Source organism: Actinomadura darangshiensis (assembly GCF_004349235.1).
Classification (GTDB): Bacteria; Actinomycetota; Actinomycetes; order Streptosporangiales; family Streptosporangiaceae; genus Spirillospora; species Spirillospora darangshiensis.
The window spans coordinates 1-18,896 of record NZ_SMKY01000176.1; the positions used below are offsets into that span (position 1 = coordinate 1).

General features: G+C 71.2%; 17 protein-coding genes. 8 read left to right on the forward strand and 9 right to left on the reverse strand.

Annotation, left to right across the window (positions count from 1 at the left end; genetic code table 11):
* Positions 1-242: 242 nt before the first annotated feature.
* Positions 243-1,505, forward strand: coding sequence for an RNA-guided endonuclease InsQ/TnpB family protein (locus E1293_RS30225; RefSeq protein WP_132200893.1), 1,263 nt, complete (start codon positions 243-245; stop codon positions 1,503-1,505).
* Here the strand turns inward: E1293_RS30225 and trxA are convergent.
* Both trxA and E1293_RS30235 read right to left on the reverse strand, forming a co-directional pair.
* Positions 1,477-1,800: a thioredoxin gene (gene trxA, locus E1293_RS30230; RefSeq protein WP_132200894.1), complete on the reverse strand. Its 324-nt coding sequence runs from the start codon at positions 1,798-1,800 to the stop codon at positions 1,477-1,479. The genes E1293_RS30225 and trxA overlap by 29 nt on opposite strands.
* Positions 1,797-2,765 (reverse strand): lysylphosphatidylglycerol synthase transmembrane domain-containing protein, encoded by a 969-nt coding sequence (locus E1293_RS30235; RefSeq protein WP_132200909.1) that lies wholly within the window; start codon positions 2,763-2,765, stop codon positions 1,797-1,799. The genes trxA and E1293_RS30235 overlap by 4 nt, the downstream gene beginning before the upstream one ends.
* A gap of 66 nt (positions 2,766-2,831) precedes the next feature.
* Between E1293_RS30235 and E1293_RS30240 the strand changes: the two genes are divergently transcribed.
* The 3 genes from E1293_RS30240 (at position 2,832) to manB (ending at position 5,953) form a co-directional block, all read left to right on the forward strand.
* Positions 2,832-3,536: a class I SAM-dependent methyltransferase gene (locus tag E1293_RS30240; protein ID WP_132200895.1), complete on the forward strand. Its 705-nt coding sequence runs from the start codon at positions 2,832-2,834 to the stop codon at positions 3,534-3,536.
* A 163-nt stretch (positions 3,537-3,699) separates the two neighbouring features.
* Positions 3,700-4,848, forward strand: a complete 1,149-nt coding sequence (locus E1293_RS30245; protein WP_132200896.1) for a glycosyltransferase family 4 protein — start codon at positions 3,700-3,702, stop codon at positions 4,846-4,848.
* Positions 4,849-4,885: 37 nt separating this feature from the next.
* Positions 4,886-5,953, forward strand: coding sequence for a mannose-1-phosphate guanylyltransferase (gene manB / locus E1293_RS30250; protein WP_132200897.1), 1,068 nt, complete (start codon positions 4,886-4,888; stop codon positions 5,951-5,953).
* Positions 5,954-6,032: 79 nt separating this feature from the next.
* Here the strand turns inward: manB and E1293_RS30255 are convergent, their stop codons facing one another.
* A complete protein-coding gene (locus tag E1293_RS30255; protein WP_132200898.1) occupies positions 6,033-8,162 on the reverse strand; it encodes an MMPL family transporter in 2,130 nt (709 codons plus the stop codon).
* A gap of 227 nt (positions 8,163-8,389) precedes the next feature.
* On the opposite strand from E1293_RS30255, the gene E1293_RS30260 reads away from it, so the two are divergent.
* Positions 8,390-9,520, forward strand: coding sequence for a sensor histidine kinase (locus tag E1293_RS30260; RefSeq protein WP_132200899.1), 1,131 nt, complete (start codon positions 8,390-8,392; stop codon positions 9,518-9,520).
* On the forward strand, positions 9,517-10,179 hold the full coding sequence (locus E1293_RS30265) for a response regulator (RefSeq protein WP_132200900.1): 663 nt from the start codon (positions 9,517-9,519) through the stop codon (positions 10,177-10,179). Before E1293_RS30260 ends, E1293_RS30265 begins: the two co-directional genes overlap by 4 nt.
* Before the next feature lie 4 nt (positions 10,180-10,183).
* Here the strand turns inward: E1293_RS30265 and E1293_RS30270 are convergent, their stop codons facing one another.
* From E1293_RS30270 to E1293_RS30280, 3 genes are read right to left on the reverse strand one after another with little or no spacing between them, the layout of a single operon-like run.
* Positions 10,184-10,792, reverse strand: coding sequence for a DUF4865 family protein (locus E1293_RS30270; protein WP_132200901.1), 609 nt, complete (start codon positions 10,790-10,792; stop codon positions 10,184-10,186).
* 14 nt (positions 10,793-10,806) lie between these two features.
* Positions 10,807-11,190, reverse strand: a complete 384-nt coding sequence (locus E1293_RS30275; protein WP_132200902.1) for a (R)-mandelonitrile lyase — start codon at positions 11,188-11,190, stop codon at positions 10,807-10,809.
* An 11-nt stretch (positions 11,191-11,201) separates the two neighbouring features.
* The gene (locus E1293_RS30280; RefSeq protein WP_132200903.1) at positions 11,202-11,768 is read right to left on the reverse strand and encodes a TetR/AcrR family transcriptional regulator; all 567 of its coding nucleotides are present in this window, start codon (positions 11,766-11,768) and stop codon (positions 11,202-11,204) included.
* A 136-nt stretch (positions 11,769-11,904) separates the two neighbouring features.
* Between E1293_RS30280 and E1293_RS30285 the strand changes: the two genes are divergently transcribed.
* Both E1293_RS30285 and E1293_RS30290 read left to right on the forward strand, forming a co-directional pair.
* A complete protein-coding gene (locus tag E1293_RS30285; RefSeq protein ID WP_132200904.1) occupies positions 11,905-12,834 on the forward strand; it encodes a DNA-3-methyladenine glycosylase family protein in 930 nt (309 codons plus the stop codon).
* Positions 12,835-13,121: 287 nt separating this feature from the next.
* Positions 13,122-14,075, forward strand: coding sequence for a LysR family transcriptional regulator (locus E1293_RS30290; protein WP_132200905.1), 954 nt, complete (start codon positions 13,122-13,124; stop codon positions 14,073-14,075).
* Positions 14,076-14,121: 46 nt separating this feature from the next.
* On the opposite strand, the gene E1293_RS30295 is transcribed toward E1293_RS30290, so the two are convergent.
* The 3 genes from E1293_RS30295 to E1293_RS30305 all read right to left on the reverse strand — a co-directional run bounded on the left by E1293_RS30295 (position 14,122) and on the right by E1293_RS30305 (position 18,684).
* On the reverse strand, positions 14,122-14,907 hold the full coding sequence (locus E1293_RS30295) for a DeoR/GlpR family DNA-binding transcription regulator (protein ID WP_132200906.1): 786 nt from the start codon (positions 14,905-14,907) through the stop codon (positions 14,122-14,124).
* 104 nt (positions 14,908-15,011) lie between these two features.
* Complete coding sequence (locus tag E1293_RS30300; RefSeq protein WP_132200907.1) at positions 15,012-16,055, reverse strand: substrate-binding domain-containing protein; 1,044 nt, start codon at positions 16,053-16,055, stop codon at positions 15,012-15,014.
* A 76-nt stretch (positions 16,056-16,131) separates the two neighbouring features.
* The gene (locus E1293_RS30305) at positions 16,132-18,684 is read right to left on the reverse strand and encodes a bifunctional FO biosynthesis protein CofGH (protein ID WP_132200908.1); all 2,553 of its coding nucleotides are present in this window, start codon (positions 18,682-18,684) and stop codon (positions 16,132-16,134) included.
* Positions 18,685-18,896 lie beyond the last annotated feature (212 nt).

The following is an 18,896-nucleotide window of genomic DNA, read 5'->3' on the forward strand; positions in this document are numbered from 1 at the left end:
CACATCCGCCAGATGAGGGAACACGACATCCACCATGTCACGGTCACACGCGACCTACCGTGACACCCAGATCCACTCACGTAGCCAACGACACACCTTCAGTTACCACCGGAATCTTGGAAGAGCCGACGCGCTCACAGGCCACCTGCAGGATTGAGGCCAGTCCTACGGGTCGGGGAAAATGGCAGCGAGTCGCGCGTTTCCCAGTGCCGTGACTAGTCGTTGCCGTATTATTACTCTTCGTGAGGACGGCGTACAAGTGCCGGGCATATCCGGACTTCGAACAGGTTGCGGTGCTGAACCGCACGTTCGGATGCGTGCGCTTGGTGTGGAACAAGACCCTCGCCGAACGCCGCTGTGCCTGGCACGCCGAGGGTCAACGCACCACCTATGCCGAGACCGATGCTGCGTTGACCGGGTGGAAGAAGACCGAGGAGTTGGCGTTCCTATCGGAGGTGTCCTCGGTTCCGTTACAGCAGACGCTGCGGCACCAGCACGCCGCATTCGCCAACTTCTTCGCCGGACGGGCCCGCCACCCGAGATTCAAGTCCCGCACCGGACGGCAGACGGCGCATTACACTCGCTCGGCGTTCCGGATGAAAGGCGGGGAGTTGTGGATGGCCAAAACGACCGCGCCGCTTGCGCTGGTGTGGTCGTTTGAGGATGTGGATCTGGCCGGGTTGAATCCGACGATGGTGGTGGTGTCGCGGGAGGCGGACGGCCGCTGGTACGTCACCTTCGCCGTCGACACCGACGCCCCTGACCCGCTGCCGGCCACTGGGCACGCCATCGGCATCGACCTGGGGGTGAAGGAATTCGCGGTCACCTCGGACGGGGACCGGATTGCCAACCCCCGCCATCTGGAGCGCAGGGCGACGAATCTGGCCCGGCACCAGCGGCGGATGGCCCGCAAGCAGCGCGGTTCGGCCAACTGCCGCAAGGCCAAGAACAAGGTCGCCCGCACCTGCCGCAAGGTCCGAAACGCCCGCACCGACTTTCTGCACCGCACCAGCACCACCCTCATCAACCGAGCCGACACCATCGTGGTCGAGGATCTCGCCGTTGCCGGCATGGTGCGCAATCGCCGGCTGGCCAAGGCGATCTCCGATTGCGGGTGGGGCGAGTTCCGCCGCCAACTGGAGTACAAGGCCGAACGCGCCGGACGCACCCTAATCGTGATCGACCGCTGGCATCCTTCGTCCAAGACCTGCTCGCACTGCGGGCAAGTCTTGGACGAGCTGAGCCTTTCCACCCGGCGCTGGACGTGTCCGGGTTGCCGCACCCGGCATGACCGGGACGTCAACGCGGCCAAGAACATTCTTGCGGCTGGTCGAGCCGTAGCCAGAGGCGACTCTGGTGATGTCTGTGGAGCTGATGTCAGACGGAAGGGGACTCCCCCTTCCGCAGTCGGCCGCGAAGCAGAAACGCCTGCGGCGCGAGCCGCAGGACCCCCTCCCGCCAGGGAGCCGGGGAAAGTCAAAGGTGCGGTTCGAGGATCTTCATGAGGGCCCGCTTCGGCTTGGCGCCGACGATCTGCTCGACGACCTCGCCGTTCTTGTAGAGCAGCAGGGTCGGCAGGCCCATCACGCCGTACTTGTTCGGCGTCACCGGGTTGGCGTCGTAGTCGATCTTCGCGATCTTGATCTTGCCGTCCTGCTCCGCGGCGATCTGCTCCAGCACCGGGGCGATCATGCGGCAGGGCCCGCACCAGTCGGCCCAGAAGTCGACCAGCACCGGGGTGTCGCTGCTCAGGACCTCGTCCGCGAAAGTCGCGTCGGTCACGGTGATCGGGGCCGTCACGGTCCCTCCTTCGTTGGCTGTGTATCCCTCACAAGCTCCTTGGCGGGCGGTTCATTCCCGGCGTCCGGCGTCGTCCTGCCCAGCAGGAACGCGACGCCCGCGTTGGCCAGGTCGGCGACGGTCAGCAGCACGCGGGACGCGATCGCGACCACGACCGGCGCGCCCGCCGGCAGCACCGGCGTCAGGACGACCGTGAGCGCCGCCTCCCGCGCCCCGATCCCGCCCGGCGCGATGAAGACGAGGAAGCCCGCGACGAACGCCAGCGCGTACGCGCCGGTCGCGACGAACGGCAGGCCCTTGCCGTCGCCGCCGACGGCCATGCACAGCAGCCACGTGTGGACGCCGAACAGCACCCAGCCGAGGACCGTCCAGCCGACGGCCTTGAGGGTGACGCGCAGGCTCACCGGGTGCTCCAGCGGCGGGCGGCGGATGAGCTTGAGCATCGTGTCCAGCGCCCACGTCACGACCCTGGGGTGCAGCAGCACCAGCAGGACCGGCGCCAGCAGGAACAGCGGCCAGTACCTGTCGCGCGCCGCCGCCGACGTCAGCGGCAGCGTCACCGCCGCCACCGCGAGCCCGCACGCCGTGGACGTCGCGACCGCCAGCATCGTCGACCCGAAGCTGCGCTCGGGCGGCACCTTGTGCTCGCGCGTCATCTCGATCTGCGTGACCAGCGCCCACACCTTGCCCGGCACGTACTTGCCGAGCTGGGAGATCCCCGAGATCCGGAAGATGGCCCGCACCGGCAGCGGCGACCCGAGCCCGCCGAGGAACTCCCGCCAGCCCAGCATCCAGACGAAGAGCCCCGCCAGCCCCGCGGCCAGCGCGCCCGTGAGCGAGACCCACGACATCTGCTCGAACGCGCGGACCGTCTCGTCCCACTGGTGCGCCACACTGTAGGCGCAGAACGCGAGCGCGAGCAGTACCAGCACCACGCGCAGTGCCCGGACGGCGACGACCTTCATCTTCACGCGCCCAGCGTAGGCGAACACGACCTCGCAGCCGCCCGCGCCACCTAGAGTTGGGGAGCGATGAAGATTTCGGATGTGGTCGCCTTCATGGGGCACCAGGTGCACGTGTGCCGGTACCGCGAGGCGGGGACGCTGCTCGGCTGGATGGGACGCGACCTGCGCGGCAAGCGGGTCCTCGACGTCGCGGGCGGCGACGGGTACTGGGCCGGCCGGGCGCGCCGGCGCGGCGCCGACGCCGTCTCGATCGACCTCGCCCGCGGGAAGATGGTCTACGGGCGGACGCTCGCGAACGCGCCCGCGCTGATCGAATGCGACGCGCTCCGCCTCCCGTTCGAGGACGGCTCGTTCGACGCGATCCTCTCCGTCTGCGCGATCGAGCACTTCGACGACGGCGGCAGGTCGCTGGACGAGATGGCCCGGGTGCTGAAGCCCGGCGGCCAGATCTTCATGTCCGCCGACGTGCTGAGCCGCGCCGACACCTGGCCGAAGCTCCGCGACGCGCACAAGGCGAAGTACCACGTCCAGCACACCTACACGCACGACAGCCTGCGCAAGCTGATGGACGAGCGCGGCCTCGACCTGGTCGAGCACAGCTACCAGTTCCGGACGGCCGCGACCGAGCGCCTCTACCTGTCGCTGTCCACGTACGGCGGCAAGGTCGGCTTCAACGCCGCCGCTCCGCTGACCCCCCTCGTCGCGCTCGCCGACCGCAAGGCGCCGAACGAGCGCGGCAGCATCGTGCTGATCCAGGCGCGCAAGCGGTAGCCGTCGGGGTGCGGGGGTCGGCCTCCCACAATGATCCGGTAGTGACTGGGTAGGGCCAAGCGTGAATCGCGTGGAATGAGATCCGGCGAGCGTGCGCCCCGCGGGCGTAGGCTCGAAGGGTAAAAGGTGATCTACGCCACCGCGCTGGATGGGGGAGTGGACCGTGGCGCCTCGGATTCTGCTCGACGCCACCGCCGTGCCGGCCGACCGCGGTGGGCTCGGCCGGTACGTCGATGGGCTGCTGTGCGCCCTGCACCGGCAGGGCGCCGACCTCGCCGTCGCCTGCCAGCGCGCGGACGCGCAACGCTACGAGGGCCTCGTCCCCGGCGCCCAGGTCGTCGCCGGCCCGGCGACGCTGTCGCACCGCGCCACCCGCCTCGCCTGGGAGCAGTCCGGCCTGCCGCACGTGGCCGAACGCGTCGGCGCGGACGTCATCCACCTGCCCACCTACACGATGCCGGTGAGCGCGACCCGCCCGACGGTGGTGACGATCCACGACGTCACGCTGTTCGCCGAACCCGAGCCGCACGACCCGGTCCGCACCTCCTACATCAAGTCGGCGACCCGCACCGCCGCCCGCCGCGCGACCCGGCTGATCGCCCCGTCCCGCGCGACCCGCGACGAACTGGTCCGCATCGTGGGCGCCGACCCCGACCACATCGACGTCGCCTACCACGGCGTCGACCACGAGGTGTTCCACCGGCCGTCCGAGGCGGAGACCAAGCACGTCTCCGACCGCCTCGGCCTGCACGGCCGACCCTACGTCGCCTACCTCGGGGCGCTGGAGCCGCGGAAGAACGTCCCGAACCTGATCCGCGGCTGGGTGCACGCCTGTACGGGACGCACCGACCCGCCGGCGCTCGTCCTGGCGGGCGGCGGCGGCTGGGACGACGAGGTCGACGCGGCCCTCGCCACCGTCCCGCTCGAACTGCGCGTCCTGCGGCCCGGCTACCTGTCCTGGTCGGACCTGCCCGGCTTCTTCGGCGGCGCCCTGGTCGTCGCCCTCCCGAGCCGCGGCGAGGGCTTCGGCCTGCCCGTCCTCGAGGCCATGTCCTGCGGCGCGCCCGTCCTCACCACGCACCGCGGGTCGCTGCCCGAGGTCGGCGGCGACGCCGTCGCCTACACCGAGCCCGACCCTGCCGGCATCGCCGGGGCGCTGTCCGCGCTGATGGACGACCCGTCCCGCCGCGCCGAGCTGGCCGAGGCCGCCCACGCCCGCTCCCAGCAGTTCTCCTGGGCGGCGTCCGCCGAGGCGCACATGGCCTCCTACCAGCGCGCAGTAGACCAGTACGCCGCCACGCGCACCCACTAGGCTCGGCCCCCACACCCGCGGTGGCGAAAGGAACCCAGTGGAAGCGATCCTCCTGGTCGGAGGCCAGGGCACCCGGCTGCGCCCGCTGACGATCTCCACACCGAAGCCGCTGCTCCCGACGGCCGGGGTCGCGTTCCTCGCCCACCAGCTCGCCCGCGCCCACGCCTCGGGCGTCGAGCGCATCGTGTTCGCCACGTCCTACCGCGCCGAGATGTTCGAGGCGGCGTTCGGCGCCCACGCGCACGGCGTCGACCTCGCCTACGTCAGCGAGAAGGAGCCGCTCGGCACCGGCGGCGCCATCCGCAACGCCGCCCGCGCCCTGACCTGCGGCCCGGACGACCCGGTCCTGATCCTGAACGGCGACATCCTGTCCGGCCACGACGTCCGCGCCCAGGTGAAGCTGCACGAAGAGGCCGACGCCGCGGTGACACTGCACCTCACCGAGGTGGACGACCCGTCCCGGTTCGGCTGCGTCCCCACCTCCGCCGACGGCCGGGTCACCGCGTTCCTGGAGAAGACGCCCCACCCGGTGACGAACCAGATCAACGCGGGCTGCTACGTCTTCCGCCGCTCCGCCATCGACACGATCCCCGTAGACGAAGTGATCTCCGTGGAACGCGAGACGTTCCCGTCCCTGATCACCTCGGGCGCGCTCGTCATGGGGCACGTGGAATCGGCCTACTGGCTGGACGTCGGCACGCCCCAAGCCTTCGTGCAGGGCTCCCGCGACCTCGTCCTGGGCGCCCTGGCCTCCCCCGCGATGCCCGGCGACCCCGGCGAACGCCTCACCCTCCCCGGCGCCGCGGTGGCCCCCGGCGCCGTCGTCCGAGGCGGCACCACGGTGGGCCGCAACGCCGTGATCGAGGCCGGCGCCACCGTGGTCGGCAGCGTCCTGCTGGAGAACGCGTTCGTGGCCGAGGGCGCCACCGTCTGCGACTCCGTCCTCAGCCGAGGCGCCCGCGTAGGCCCCGGCGCCGTCCTGGACGGCGTGGTCCTGGGCGACGGCGCGGTAGTGGGTCCCGGCAACGAACTGCGCCCCGGCCTCCGAATCTGGCCCGGCATAGAGCTCCCCCCCACCGCCATCCGCTTCTCCACCGACACCTGAGATCCAGAGCGGTCACAGGGGCCGGCGATGAGGCGGCGCGCACGGCGCGTGGTCGCACCGGCACGCCCCTCCCGGAGGATCAGACTCTGGCTTCTTCGCCGGTTCTGGGCTGCGAAACCGCCGGTGCCCGGCGGCGTCGGGTGGGCATCCACCAGTTGAACCTGCCGCACAGCTCCATCACGGCCGGGACGAGGACCATGCGGACGATCGTGGCGTCGATCAGGACGGCCACCGCCATGCCCAGGCCGATCTGCTTGACCTCGACGTCGGGGCCCAGCAGGGACGTCGTGAAGACGGCGATCATGATGGCGGCGGCGGCCGTGATGACCTTGGCGGTCCGGCCCAGGCCGCGGGTGACGGCCGTGCGGGTGTCGCCGCCGCGCTCGTACTCCTCGCGGACCCGCGAGATCAGGAAGACCTCGTAGTCCATGGAGAGGCCGAACAGGAGCGGGAACATCATCATCGGCACCCAGCTCGTGATCGGCATCTCGGTGGGGAAGCCGAACAGCGAGCCGAGCCAGCCCCACTGGACGACCGCGACCAGCACGCCGTAGGCCGCGCCGATCGAGAGCAGGTTCATCAGGGCGGCCTGGATCGCGATCGTGACCGAGCGGACCAGCAGGATCAGCAGGAGCAGGGACAACGCGATGACCACCCCGACCATGAGGGGGAGGCGTGCGCCCACGGCGTCGGCGAAGTCGATCGCGCCGGCGTTCGGGCCGCCCACGTAGACGGTGCCGCCGCCCGGCGTCCTCGGCAGGACGTCGTCGCGCAGGTGGTGGACCAGGTCGGTCGTCGCTTCGTCCTGATAACCCGTCTCGGGGAAGGCCATGAAGGTGGTGGCCTGGCCGTCCTTGCTGGTCTGCGGGGGCGTGATGTAAGCGATGCCCTTGGTCTTGCTGATCGCGTCCAGGGCCGGCTCCGGGTCGCCGGTGGTGGCCAAGACGAAGGGCGCGCCGTAGCCGGGGCCGAAGCCCGCGGAGATGATCTCGTGCGAGATGTAGCTGCTCCGGTCGCGCGGCTGGACGCTTGCGTCGGCGAAGCTGAGCCGCATCGACAGGACGGGGGCCGCCAGGACCAGCAGGCCCGCGACGGTCAGCGCGGCCGCGACCAGCGGCTTGCGCTGGACGATGCGCGCCCAGCGTTCGGCGGGGCTCCGGCGCTTCCGCGACGCGCGGCGGGGCAGCCGCAACGAGTTGATCTTGTAACCGGTGAAGCCCAGGAACGCGGGGAGCAGGGTCACCGCGGCGATCATGGTCACCAGGACGGTCACGGAGGCGGCGATGCCCACGCCGGCCATCAGCCGCTGCCCCATGGCGAGCAGGCCCAGCAACGCGATCACCACGGTCGTGCCGGCGAACAGGACCGCGTGGCCCGCGGTCGCGATGGCCTTGACCGTGGCGTTCTCCGGGTCGTCGCCGTCCCGCAGGCACTCCTTGTAGCGGGTCACGATGAACAGGGCGTAGTCGATGCCGACGCCGAGGCCGATGAGAGCGGCGACGAGCGCCGTGAACTCCGGTGCCGGGGCCACGTAGCCCACCAGCCTGATCAGGCCGAGCGCACCGAGGATCGCCACCAGCGCGGTCACGATCGGCAGGCTCATCGCCACCAGGGACCCGAAGGCGATGAAGAGGATCACCGCCGCCGCCAGGACGCCGATGCTCTCCGTCGGACCCTGCGCCGGCGTCTCCGCCTTCTGCGCCGTCTCGCCGCCCAGGCCGAGGGTCACGCCGTTGCCCGAGGCGTCCTTGACCGTGTCCACCAGGGGCTTGACCTGGGACTTCTTCGGCTCCTTGGCGGTCAGCGGGATGGTCGTGCGGGCGATGCGGCGATCCGGAGTGACCAGGTTCCCGTCCTGGTAAGGGGACGTCACCGGGCCCGTGATGGGCGCCGCCGCGAGATCGGCGATGACCTTCTCGACCTTCTGGCGCACGGCCGGGTCGTCGATTCCCTTTTCGGATCTGATGGCCAGGGTCAGGGTGTCGCCCTGGCGTTCGGGGAAGTGCGCTTCGATGAGCTTCTGCGCCTTCGCCGAATCGGAGTTCCCGCCGGAGAAGTCGTTGTCGGACGCGGCTCCGAAGCCGAAGCCGGCGAACGCCACGGCGGCCACGGCCACGATCCAGGCCGGCAGGACCAGGCGGCGGCGCCGGTGGCAGAACCGGGCAAGCCGCGCCAGACCCCCATCCGTGCGGGCTCTCTCGGTTGCCATTGATCCCCCTTGCGTCCCGCTGCTGCTTCGGTGAGCGGATAGGGCGATCATGTCCGGCGGACACCATTGCGGTCGTCCGCCGAATGGAGGCAATCCGGGCTACGGCCAATGGCGCACACCGCTACCGCCGCAACCGTGGGAACCGGGGGAGTACTGCGTCCGCGGTAGTCGGCCGCTCGTCCGCGAGCAGGAGTCATTCCTGGCCCGGAGCGGGCTAATGTGCGGCCATGAGGACACGACTGCCCCGTTTCCGGGCCGGTGGCCGGGACTGGGTGATCGCCGGCGGTGTGGCGGTCGTGCTGCTGGTCACGGCACTCACCGAGGATCATCCCGCCACGGACTTCGCGGGGCTCGGCTACGCCCTGGTGGTGGCGAGCGGGCTGGCGCTGGCGGCCGGGCGCTGGGCGCCGCTGCCCGTGCTGGCCTTCACGGGGCTGTGCGCGTTCGGATACCAGGCGGTCGGGTTCGAGGTGCCGGCCGTCGCGTACCTGTTCGCGGTCTATGGCGCGGTGCGCTCCGGGCATCGGATCGTCACGCTGGCGGCGAGCGTGGCTCTGCTCGCCGCGCTGCCGGTGGCGGTCATGGCCTCACCTGTGGACGGGCCCATGCGCGAAGCGTTCGCGCAGGCGCGGAGCGTCCTCGAAATCGCCTGGCTGGTCGCCGCCGGGGCCGCCGGAGAGGCGCTGCGGCAGGCCGAGCGGCGGGCGGACGAGGCCGAGCGCACCCGGGAGGAGACCGCCCGGCTCCGCGCGAGCGAGGAGCGGCTGCACATCGCGCGGGAGCTGCACGATTCGCTCACCCACCAGATCTCGATCATCAAGGTGCAGGCCGGGGTCGCCGTCCACCTGGCCCGCAAGCGGGGCGAGGACGTGCCCGAGGCCCTGCTGGCGATCCAGGAGGCCGGACGTGAGGCGAACCGGGAGCTGCGCGCGACCCTGGGGACGCTCCGCGGCGACGTCCGGACACCGGCGCACGGCCTCGATCACGTCGCCGACCTGGTGGAACGAGCCCGTGGGACGGGCCTGAACACGACCCTGAAGATCGAGGGGGAGCGCCACGGCGTGCCGATCGCGGTGGACCAGACCGCGTACCGGATCGTCCAGGAGGCGCTCACCAACACGGTCCGGCACGCGGGCGCGGGGACGGCGTCGATCCGGATCGACTACCGTCCCGGCACCCTGGCGGTGCGGGTCGACGACGACGGCGAGGCCGAGCCGGGCGTCGCCCCGGTTCCCGGCGTCGGGCTGCTCGGCATGCGTGAGCGCGTCACCGCCCTCGGCGGGCGGCTGAGCGCGGAACCGCGCAGCGAGGGCGGCTTCAGCGTCCAGGCCGAGTTCCCCGTCGGCCGGCCGTCGTGATCCGGGTCCTGCTCGTGGACGACCAGCCGCTCCTGCGGGGAGGGTTCCGGGCCCTGCTCAGCGCCGAGGACGACATCGAGGTCGTGGGCGAGGCCGCCAACGGAGAGGAAGGACTGGCGCTCATCAGGGAGCGGTCGCCCGACATCGCGCTCATCGACATCTCCATGCCGGTCCTGGACGGAATCGAGACGACCCGGCGCATCGCCGCGGACCCGGCGCTGGCCGGCGTGCGCGTCGTCATCCTGACCAACTACGGCTTCGACGAGTACGTCTTCAACGCACTGCGCGCCGGGGCCGCCGGGTTCCTGGTCAAGGACATAGAGCCGGACGACCTCCTGCACTCCGTCCGCGTCGCCGCCCGCGGCGACGCGCTGCTGGCACCGTCGATCACCAGGATGCTGATCGGCCGGTACGTCGCGCAGCCGCTCGGCCCCGGAACCGGGACGGAACTGAAGGAGCTGACCAACCGCGAGCGCGAGGCCGTCGCCCTCGCCGCGCAGGGCCTGTCCAACGACCAGATCGCCGGCCGCATGGTGATCAGCCCGGTGACCGCGAAGACCCATCTCAACCGGGCCATGGTCAAGCTGCGGGCCCGCGACCGCGCCCAGCTCGTCGTCTTCGCCTACGAATCCGGCCTGGTGGCTCCCCGGAATCGCTGACGACTCACCACTGGCGCCCCTTGGGGACGACCTCCAAATGCGACTGTGAAAGGTGGAGCACTTCATATCGTTCGGTGGCGTCTTCGGTTTCGGGGACGGCCTCCTGCCAAAGGATGAAGCGCATCAACTGCCAGTGGTGCGGGTCCACCGCCAAGGCCGCGGTGTGGACGTCCGCGTGGCGGGCTGTTTCGCGGAGCGTGTCGATCTCGTGCTGGATGTAGGCGGCTGTGGCCATGCCCTTGGGGTCTGCGCCGGAGGGGATCGTGGTCAGGCGGCGGGAGGCCGTTCTTGGCGGCATTGCGCGGGCGGGGCCTGGTTCGGTCGCCACGCTGGTCCAGTGGCGGACGGTGGGGCGGCCGAAGTCGCGGATGATGCCTTGGAATCCGCCGCCGCCGAAAAGGAATTCGCCCATCGCGGCGGTGTCGTTCCATAGGTAGAACGGGGCGTACTGGTTGACCGGGGAGCCGTTCACGCCGCGTTCGCGGATCAGGTACGCCTTCAGGGCCAGCCCGGCGCGGTCGTCCAGGATGTGCCCGTAGTCGGCTACGCGTTTGCGGATGATCCCCATGTCGTAGTCGGCGGGCAGGGTGATCTCGTACTGCTTGGCGTACATGGCGTCCTTCGTGTTCAGCGGTACTCGTCGTCGGTCACCGGGGCACCGAGATCGGCCTCGGTGCCGTCCTCGGCGACCACTTGGACGGCGAGGTGGGTCATGGACGTGGTGGGCCCGGCGCCATGCCAGTGCCACTCGCCCGGCTCGACGCGGACGGTGTCACCGGCACGGATGTCCTCGATGGCTCCGCCGCGGCGCTGCACCAGACCGGCGCCGGCGGTGACGTGCAGGATCTGGCCCAGCGGGTGACGGTGCCATGCGGTACGGGAGCCGGGGGCGAAGCTCACGCTGTCGACCTTCAACTGAGCGAGCGTCCCGATCTCGTCGATCCAGACGTCGCCGGTCATCCACTGCGCCGGCGGGATCGTCGTGTCCGCGGGGGTTCGGGTGATGTGCATCTGTTCGTCCTTCAGTCGGTGGCCAGACCGGCCAGCAGGGCGAGCACGCCGGTGACGGCCTGCTCGAAGGGGGCGGTCGAGTCCGCCGCGCGGGCGAGGACGTAGCCGCCCTGAAGCACGGCGACCACGGTCGAGGCGGTGTCGGACGGACTCATCGCGGCGTTCAGTTCGCCCCGGGAGCGTCCCTCCTCCAGGACGTCGGTCAGCCGCCCGCGCAACCACACGAAGGTCTCGTCGACGGGCGCGCGCAGCACCGGGTCGGCGATCACGTCCGGGTCCTGGGTCAGCCTGCCGACCGGGCAGCCTTTGAGGACGTCCCGTTCCCGGTGCAGGTATGCGGCGATCCGCTCCAGGGCGGTTCCGGGGGCGGCGAACTGCTCGTCCGCCTTGGCGCGCATCTCGTCCGCGGTGCGCTGGATGGCGGCCAGCGCCAGGTCCCGCTTCCCGCTGAAGTGGTGGTACATGCTGCCCTGGCCCGCGTCCGCCCGCTGGAGGATGGCCTTCGGACTGGTGCCGACGTACCCGCGCTCCCAGAGAAGCTCACGCGTGCTCTCGATGAGGCGTTCCGAGGTGCTCATGGGAGCCAGTGTACATACCAGTAGTTACAGAAGCCCTCTGGTGCCCGGTGGCAGACTGGTGGCCCCGTGCCGCCGAGGCGCGGCATGTCCGGTGACGTCGAACTCTTGGAGGGTGCTCGGTTGCCTAGGACTGAGCGTGCCTGACCCGTCCGGTGCGGCCGGGGAGAAGACCGCTGGGCGTCTCCCCGGCCGGGTTCGGGAGTGGCGGCCCGAGGGGCCTCTTGACCTGCTCGGCACGTTGGCGCCGCATCGGCGGGGGACGGGCGATCCGGCGTTCCGGGTCGAGCAGGACGGGACGGTCTGGCGATCGTCCTATACGCCCGAAGGGCCTGGGACGCTGCGGCTCAGATTGATCGGGACCGTCGTCGAGGCCACCGCCTGGGGGTCCGGGGACGAGTGGCTGCTTGACGGAGTGCCCGAGCTACTGGGGGCCTGCGACGTTCCCGAGGCGTTCGAAGCGCACCATGACGTCGTCCGGGAGCAGGTCCTGAAGCGGCCCGGGTTGCGGATCGGGCGTACGAACCGGGTGTTCGAGGCGCTCGTGCCCGCCGTCATGGAGCAGAAGGTGCTCGGGCAGGAGGCCTGGCGGGGCTGGAGGTACCTGCTGCGGAAGTTCGGGGAGCCCGCGCCCGGCGCGCCGCACATGCGGGTTCCGCCGCCGCCCGGCGTGTGGGTCCGGATTCCCTCGTGGGAATGGCACCGGTCGGGGCTGGAGGCCGTCCGCGCCCGGACGATCATCGGGGCGGCCCGGGTCGCCGGGCGGCTGGAGGAGGAGCCGAGCGAGCGGCGGCTGCGGTCGCTGCCGGGGATCGGGGTCTGGACGGCCGCCGAGGTCCGGCAGCGGGCGGCGGGCGATCCCGACGCCGTCTCCGTCGGCGACTACAACCTGCCCGGCGTGGTGGGCTGGGCGCTGGCGGGCCGCAAGGTCGACGACGCCGGGATGCTCGAACTGCTGGAGCCCTATGCCGGTCATCGGTACCGGGTCACCCGGCTGCTGGAATCGTCCGGGATGCGCCCGCCGAGGCGCGGTCCCCGGTTGCCCGTCCGGGACTACCGGTCCTTTTGACCGGGTCCACGGCCGAGCGGCGGCGCAGCCAGAAGTTGTTCGGGGTCCAGTCGAGGCCGTCCCGGCTGTCGGCGCCGAACAGCGGGCCGAGGACGGCGAGGGCGATGATGATGCCGAGCACGTACAGCATGGCTTCTTCCTTTGGGATCGCAGGGGGGCGTTCCCGCGCGCGGGCGATCGGGGGATCCGGGGTGTCCGGCTCTTCCCGTCGCACCTACAGTTTGACTCCGTCCAACATGTAGGTCCAGCGACGGTTTCTGTAGGGATTGTGTAAGAATCGCTTCACCATGTTGGATCTCGGACGGTTGCGGGTGCTGCGCGAGCTGAAGCTGCGCGGCACGCTCGGGGCCGTCGCCGACGCGCTCGGCTACACCCCGTCCGCGGTGTCCCAGCAACTCGCGCAGTTGCAGCGGGACGTCGGCGTGCCGGTGGTCGAGCGGGCCGGGCGGCGGCTGCGGCTGACGGAGGCGGGCGAGGTGCTCGCCGGGCACGCGGAGGCGCTGCTGGCGCGGGCGAAGCGCGCCGAGGAGGATGCGCTCGCGGCGAGCGGGCGGGTCGCCGGAGCGGTGCGGCTCGTCGGGTTCCAGACGGCGCTGCTGCACGTGCTGGCGCCCGCGCTGCCGCGGCTGGCCGACGCGTATCCCGATCTCGTGGTGGACGTCCTGGACGAGGAGTTCCACCGGGTGCTGCAAGCGCTGGTGCTCCAGGAGATCGACGTGGTGCTGACGGACGAGTACTCGCATCTCCCGCGCCCTCGGCGGCCGGAGCTGACGTCCGAGGTGCTGGTCACCGAGATCATGCGGGTCGCGCTGCCCGCGGGCCACCCGCTCGCGGCCGGCGCGGGCCCGGTCCGGATGGCCGACCTCGCGCACAGCCCGTTCGTGACGGGGCATGTCGGCACCAACCACGCCGACCTGCTCGAACGGACGTGCGTGGAGCTGGGCGGCTTCCGGCCCGATGTGCGCTACCGGTCGAACGACCTACTGATCATCTTCGCGATGGTCGCGCAGGGCGGCGCGGTCTGCCTCGTCCCCGACCTGGCGCTCGCCGAGCGGGAGGAGGGGATCGTCGTCCGGGACGTGGCCGACGCCGTCGTGGACCGCCGCATGGTCCTGTGGACGCGGGTCGGCGCCGAGGTGCGGCCGTCGGTCGAGGCCGTCCTCACGGAGTTGCGCCACTCGGCGGACCTCCTGGTGGAGCGCCGCCCCAGCTGCATCCGCGGCGCCCCCGAGGCGGAATGATAGATCTAGATGCGATAAAAACACCGAGGGACGTTATAAAGCGGCGTCAGGTCGCCATCTCGTAGCTGACCTTGTGCTCGTCCAGCTCGCGGAGCGACTCGGCGTCGGCGCCGTCGTCGACGATGATGCGGTCGAACGCCGACAGCGGCGCCACCCGGTGCAGGGCGACGCGGCCGAGCTTGGTGTGGTCGACCAGCAGGACGTTGCTCGCCGCCGCCTCCAGCATGGCCCGCTTGACCGACACGATGTGCTGCTCCTGGTGGTAGGCGAACCCGCCGGAGACGGCCGAGGTCGACACGAAGCACAGGTCGACGTGCAGGGCCGTGATGGCGTCCACGCAGGAGACGCCGAGGAACGAGTCGTGCAGCGAGTCGTACTCGCCGCCGAGCGCCATCAGCCGGATGCCGCGCTCGCGGGCCAGCAGGTTCGTGGTCTCCAGGAAGTTGGTGATCACGGTGAGCGGGGTGACGCCGCCGAGCCTGCGGGCGAGGGCCAGCGTGGTGGTGGAGTCGTCGAGCATCACCGCCATGCCCGGCTCCACCAGCTCGGCGGCCTTCGCGGCGATGGCGTCCTTGGCGGCCTGCATGGTCTTCAGCCGGTAGGCGACGTTGCTCTCGAACACGCCGGACGGCTGGGCGGTGACGCCGCCCCGGAACTTGCGGACGATGCCCTGCCGCTCAAGCTCGTCCAGGTCGCGGTGGATCGTCATGAGGCTGACGCCGAACCGCTCCGCCAGGTCCCCGGCGGTGACCGAGCCCGCCGACAGGACGTGGTCGGCGATGGCGTGCCGGCGTGCGCCGGGCCCGCGCCGGCCGCTGGTGTCCTTGGTCATGCTGCGATCCTTCCGTGGCCGCGCGGCGGCGTGCTGGCGGTGGTGTTCAAATCACATGCTAGAGCGATAAAACCAGGGGTTCATATCGTACGGGACGTCCTCGATCAGGTCGTCCAGGACGAGAGGGCCGCGTCGATCTCCTTGCGCGTCGGGAGGCGGAGTGAACGCGGTGCCTTCTCACCGAGCCCGTGCTCGCGGGCGTAGGCGGCGGCCAGGGTGCCGTCCGGGCTGCGGAAACCCGCCTCCTGAAGGGTGTCACGGGCCGAGCGCGCGCCCAGGGCCGCCTGGAACGCCTCCGCGGCGGCCCGCCGGCGCTGGTCCTTCGCGGTCACGACGTAGGGATGGTCGAGCATCAGCGTGCCTTCGTCCGGGACGAGGCCGACCAGGGGGTTCGGCCGGTGCGTCTCGTCATAGGCGACGACGGCCTGCTCCGTGGTGACCGCAAGTGGACGGTCGAATCGTTCGGCGCCGGTGAGCCCGGCCAGCACCGCCGCCGAGGCGCCGGCCGCGTCGTCCAGGTGGCCGGGTGCGCGCTTGCGGAGCGCCTCCGCCACGCCGTCCGCCTCGTCCGAGGCCGACGCGACCTGGCCGACCGCGATCATGGCGATCGTGCCGCTCATGCCGACGCTCGGGTCGGCCGCGGTCCGGGACACCCCGATAGCGCCCGCCTTGCCGTCGAGCAGCAGCTTCCAGCTGATATCGACGTCGTTGTCCCGGAACTCCTCGGCCACCGGACGGGTCGTGGCGAGCACCACGGGCGTCGAGGCCACCGGTGTCCCCGCCACCGGCACGGACGCGTCACCCGCCTCCCGGACGATGGTCAGCCACAGCGACGACTCCGGCACCCACGCGTCCGCGCCGTCCCGCAGTGCCGCGTCACTCCGGTAGGCGGCGGGCGCGGCCGAGGTGACGCGCGTGCGGACGCAGCGACCGCCCACGCGATGCTTCTCCACGTTGAAGCGGGACGCCACGTCGCTCAGCGCCGGCGCGATCTCCGGCTGCGCCGCCACGGTGATCCGCACGGACGCCCCGGAGCACGACGGCGCCCCCGGGAACAGGCCGAACGCCCACGCCCCGCCGCCGGCGCCCGACAGCAGCAGCGCCACGGCCGCAGCCCAGCCCGCCGGACGCCGCAGAAGACCACCCACCCGTCAGTCATACAACGTCGACTTGCGGCGTGTTGTTGTTATCCGGGCGGCGCTCAGAACAACAACACGCCGCGAGTCAACGGGAGATGGGGGTCAGGGGGAGGTTGCCGAAGGTGCCTATGCCGTCGGTGCGTCTTGACGCGTCCAAGCGTTCGGGCGCTACCTCGCCGTAGAGAGTCGTGCGCTGCTTGGCCGGACGGCCCGCACGGGCCGCGATCGCCTCCAACTCGCTGATGGGCTTGAAAGAGCCGTTCTCCGACCCGGCCATGCGGCTGATGGTCTCTTCCATCAGCGTTCCGCCGAGGTCGTTCACGCCCCCCTGCAGTACGCGCGTGCAGAGTTCGTCGCCCAGCTTCACCCAGGACGTCTGGATGTTGGAGATCGCACCGTGCAGCAGAATTCGCGCCAGCGCATGGACGGCGATGTTCTCCCGGACGGTCGGCCCCGGACGAGCCAGCCCGGCGAGGTAAATGGGCGAGTTGTGGTGGACGAACGGCAGCAGAACGAATTCGCTGAACCCACCCGTCCGTTCCTGGATGGAACGCAGCAGCTTGATGTGCGCGACCCAGTGGGCGGGCGTGTCCACGTGCCCGTACATCATCGTGGACGTCGTCGGAATGCCGATCTCGTGCGCCGTGGTGACGACCTCGACCCACTGGTCGGTGGGCAGCTTCCCCTTGGTCAGCACCCACCGGACGTCGTCGTCCAGGATCTCGGCGGCCGTCCCGGGCAGCGAGTCGACCCCGGCCTCCTTCGCCGCCTCCAGCCATTCCCGGATCGACATGTCCGTCCGGGACGCGCCGTTCACGACCTCCATCGGGCTGTAGGAATGCAGGTGGATGCCGGGCGCGCGGCGCTTCACCTCGCGGGCCAGGTCGAAGTAGGCGGTGCCGGGCAGATCCGGGTGGATGCCGCCCTGCATGCAGACCTCGGTGGCGCCCGCCGCCCACGCCTCGTCCACCCGGTCGCCGACCTGGCCGAGCGACAGCGTGTAGGCGTCGGCGTCCGTGCGGCGCTGCGCGAATGCGCAGAACCGGCAGCCGGTGTAGCAGACGTTCGTGAAGTTGATGTTCCGGGTGACGACGTAGGTGACGTCGTCGCCGACCGTGTCGCGGCGCAGGTCGTCGGCCAGGGCGGCGAGCGCGTCCAGTTCCGGGCCGTCGGCGTGCAGGAGCGCGAGCGCCTCGTCGTCGGACAGGCCCGCCGGGTCCCGCTCGGCGCGCGCGAGGGCGGTCTTCACGTCGGCGTCGAAGCGCTGCGGCGCGGACATCCGCTCGCGCAGCGCGTCCCAGTCGCCGTAGACCTCGTCGAAGTCGTCGCGCCGGTCGCTGGTGCGGCCCGTCGTGTCGATCGACGTGTGCAGGTCGGTCCGGCCGGACGCCTCGAAACCGCCGTCCGGCTCCTGCCAGGGACGCCCTTCAAGGACGGCGTCCTCCCGGGCCAGGCCGGTCGCGGGATCGGCCAGGGCGGCGACGTGCCCGACGAGCCGCGGGTCCAGCCACGGCTCACCGCGCCGCACGTACTCGGGGTAGATCGTCAGCCGATCGCGCAGCGCGAACCCCGACTCGGCGGTCTTCGCGGTCAGCTCGTCGATCTGCGGCCACGGCCGCTCCGGGTTCACGTGGTCGGGCGTCAGCGGCGACACCCCGCCCCAGTCGTCGATCCCCGCCCGCAGCATCAGCGCGTACTGGTCGGCGACCAGGTTCGGCGGCGCCTGCACCCGCGCCTTCGGCCCGAGGACGAGCCGCGCCACCGCGATCGTCGCGGCCAGCTCGTCCAGCTCGGCGTCCGGGGTGTCGCGCATCTTGGTGTCCGGCTTCGCGCGGAAGTTCTGGACGATCACCTCCTGGATCGCCCCGTACTCGCGCATCGTCCGCCGGATCTCGAAGATGGCGTCCGCGCGCTCCTCGACCGTCTCGCCGATCCCGATGAGGATGCCGGTCGTGAACGGGACGTTGGTGCGTCCCGCGTCCTCCAGGACCCGCAGCCGGACGGCCGGGTCCTTGTCCGGCGACCCGAAGTGCGGGCCGCCGCGCTCGCTGAACAGCCGCGTCGCCGTCGTCTCCAGCATCATGCCCATGGACGGCGCGACCGGCTTGAGCCGCTGGAAGTCGCGCCACGTGAGCACGCCCGGGTTCAGGTGCGGCAGCAGCCCGGTCTCCTCCAGCACACGGATCGCCATCGCGCGCACGTAGGAGAGCGTGTCGTCGTAGCCGTGCGCGTCCAGCCACTCGCGGGCCTGCTTCCAGCGGTCCTCGGGACGGTCCCCGAGCGTGAACAGCGCCTCCTTGCAGCCCATCTCGGCGCCCCGCCGCGCGATGTCCAGCACCTCGTCCGGGCTGAGATAGGGCGAGTCCAGCTTGTGGGGGACGGTCGCGAACGTGCAGTAGCCGCAGCGGTCCCGGCAGAGGCGGGTCAGCGGGATGAAGACCTTGCGGCTGTAGGTGATGACGCCCGGCCGGCCGGCGGCCTCCAGGCCGGCGTCCCTCGTGCGGGCCGCGTAGGTGAGCAGGTCGTCGAGCTGCGCCCCGCGGGCCTGCAGCAGTGTGGTGGCCTCGGATCGGTCCAGTGTCTTGCCGTCGCGCGCGCGGGCCAGGGCCCGGCGAAGAGCGGAGCTCGTGCCGTCCATGCGGGCACTCTATGCCAATCGTCATAATTCGCGACCGGCCGGGTCCCCGCGAAGGCACCAAGGACAGCCGCGGACTATCCGCAGATATTCCGCGACTCAGCGGACCTGTTCATCTGAGGGGCGCCCCGCGGGCCCCCGGGGCGAGGTCAGGAGATCGTCACGCCCGCCGGCGCGTCGCTCCGGTCACCTGACCTCGATGAAGGCGTCCGGGG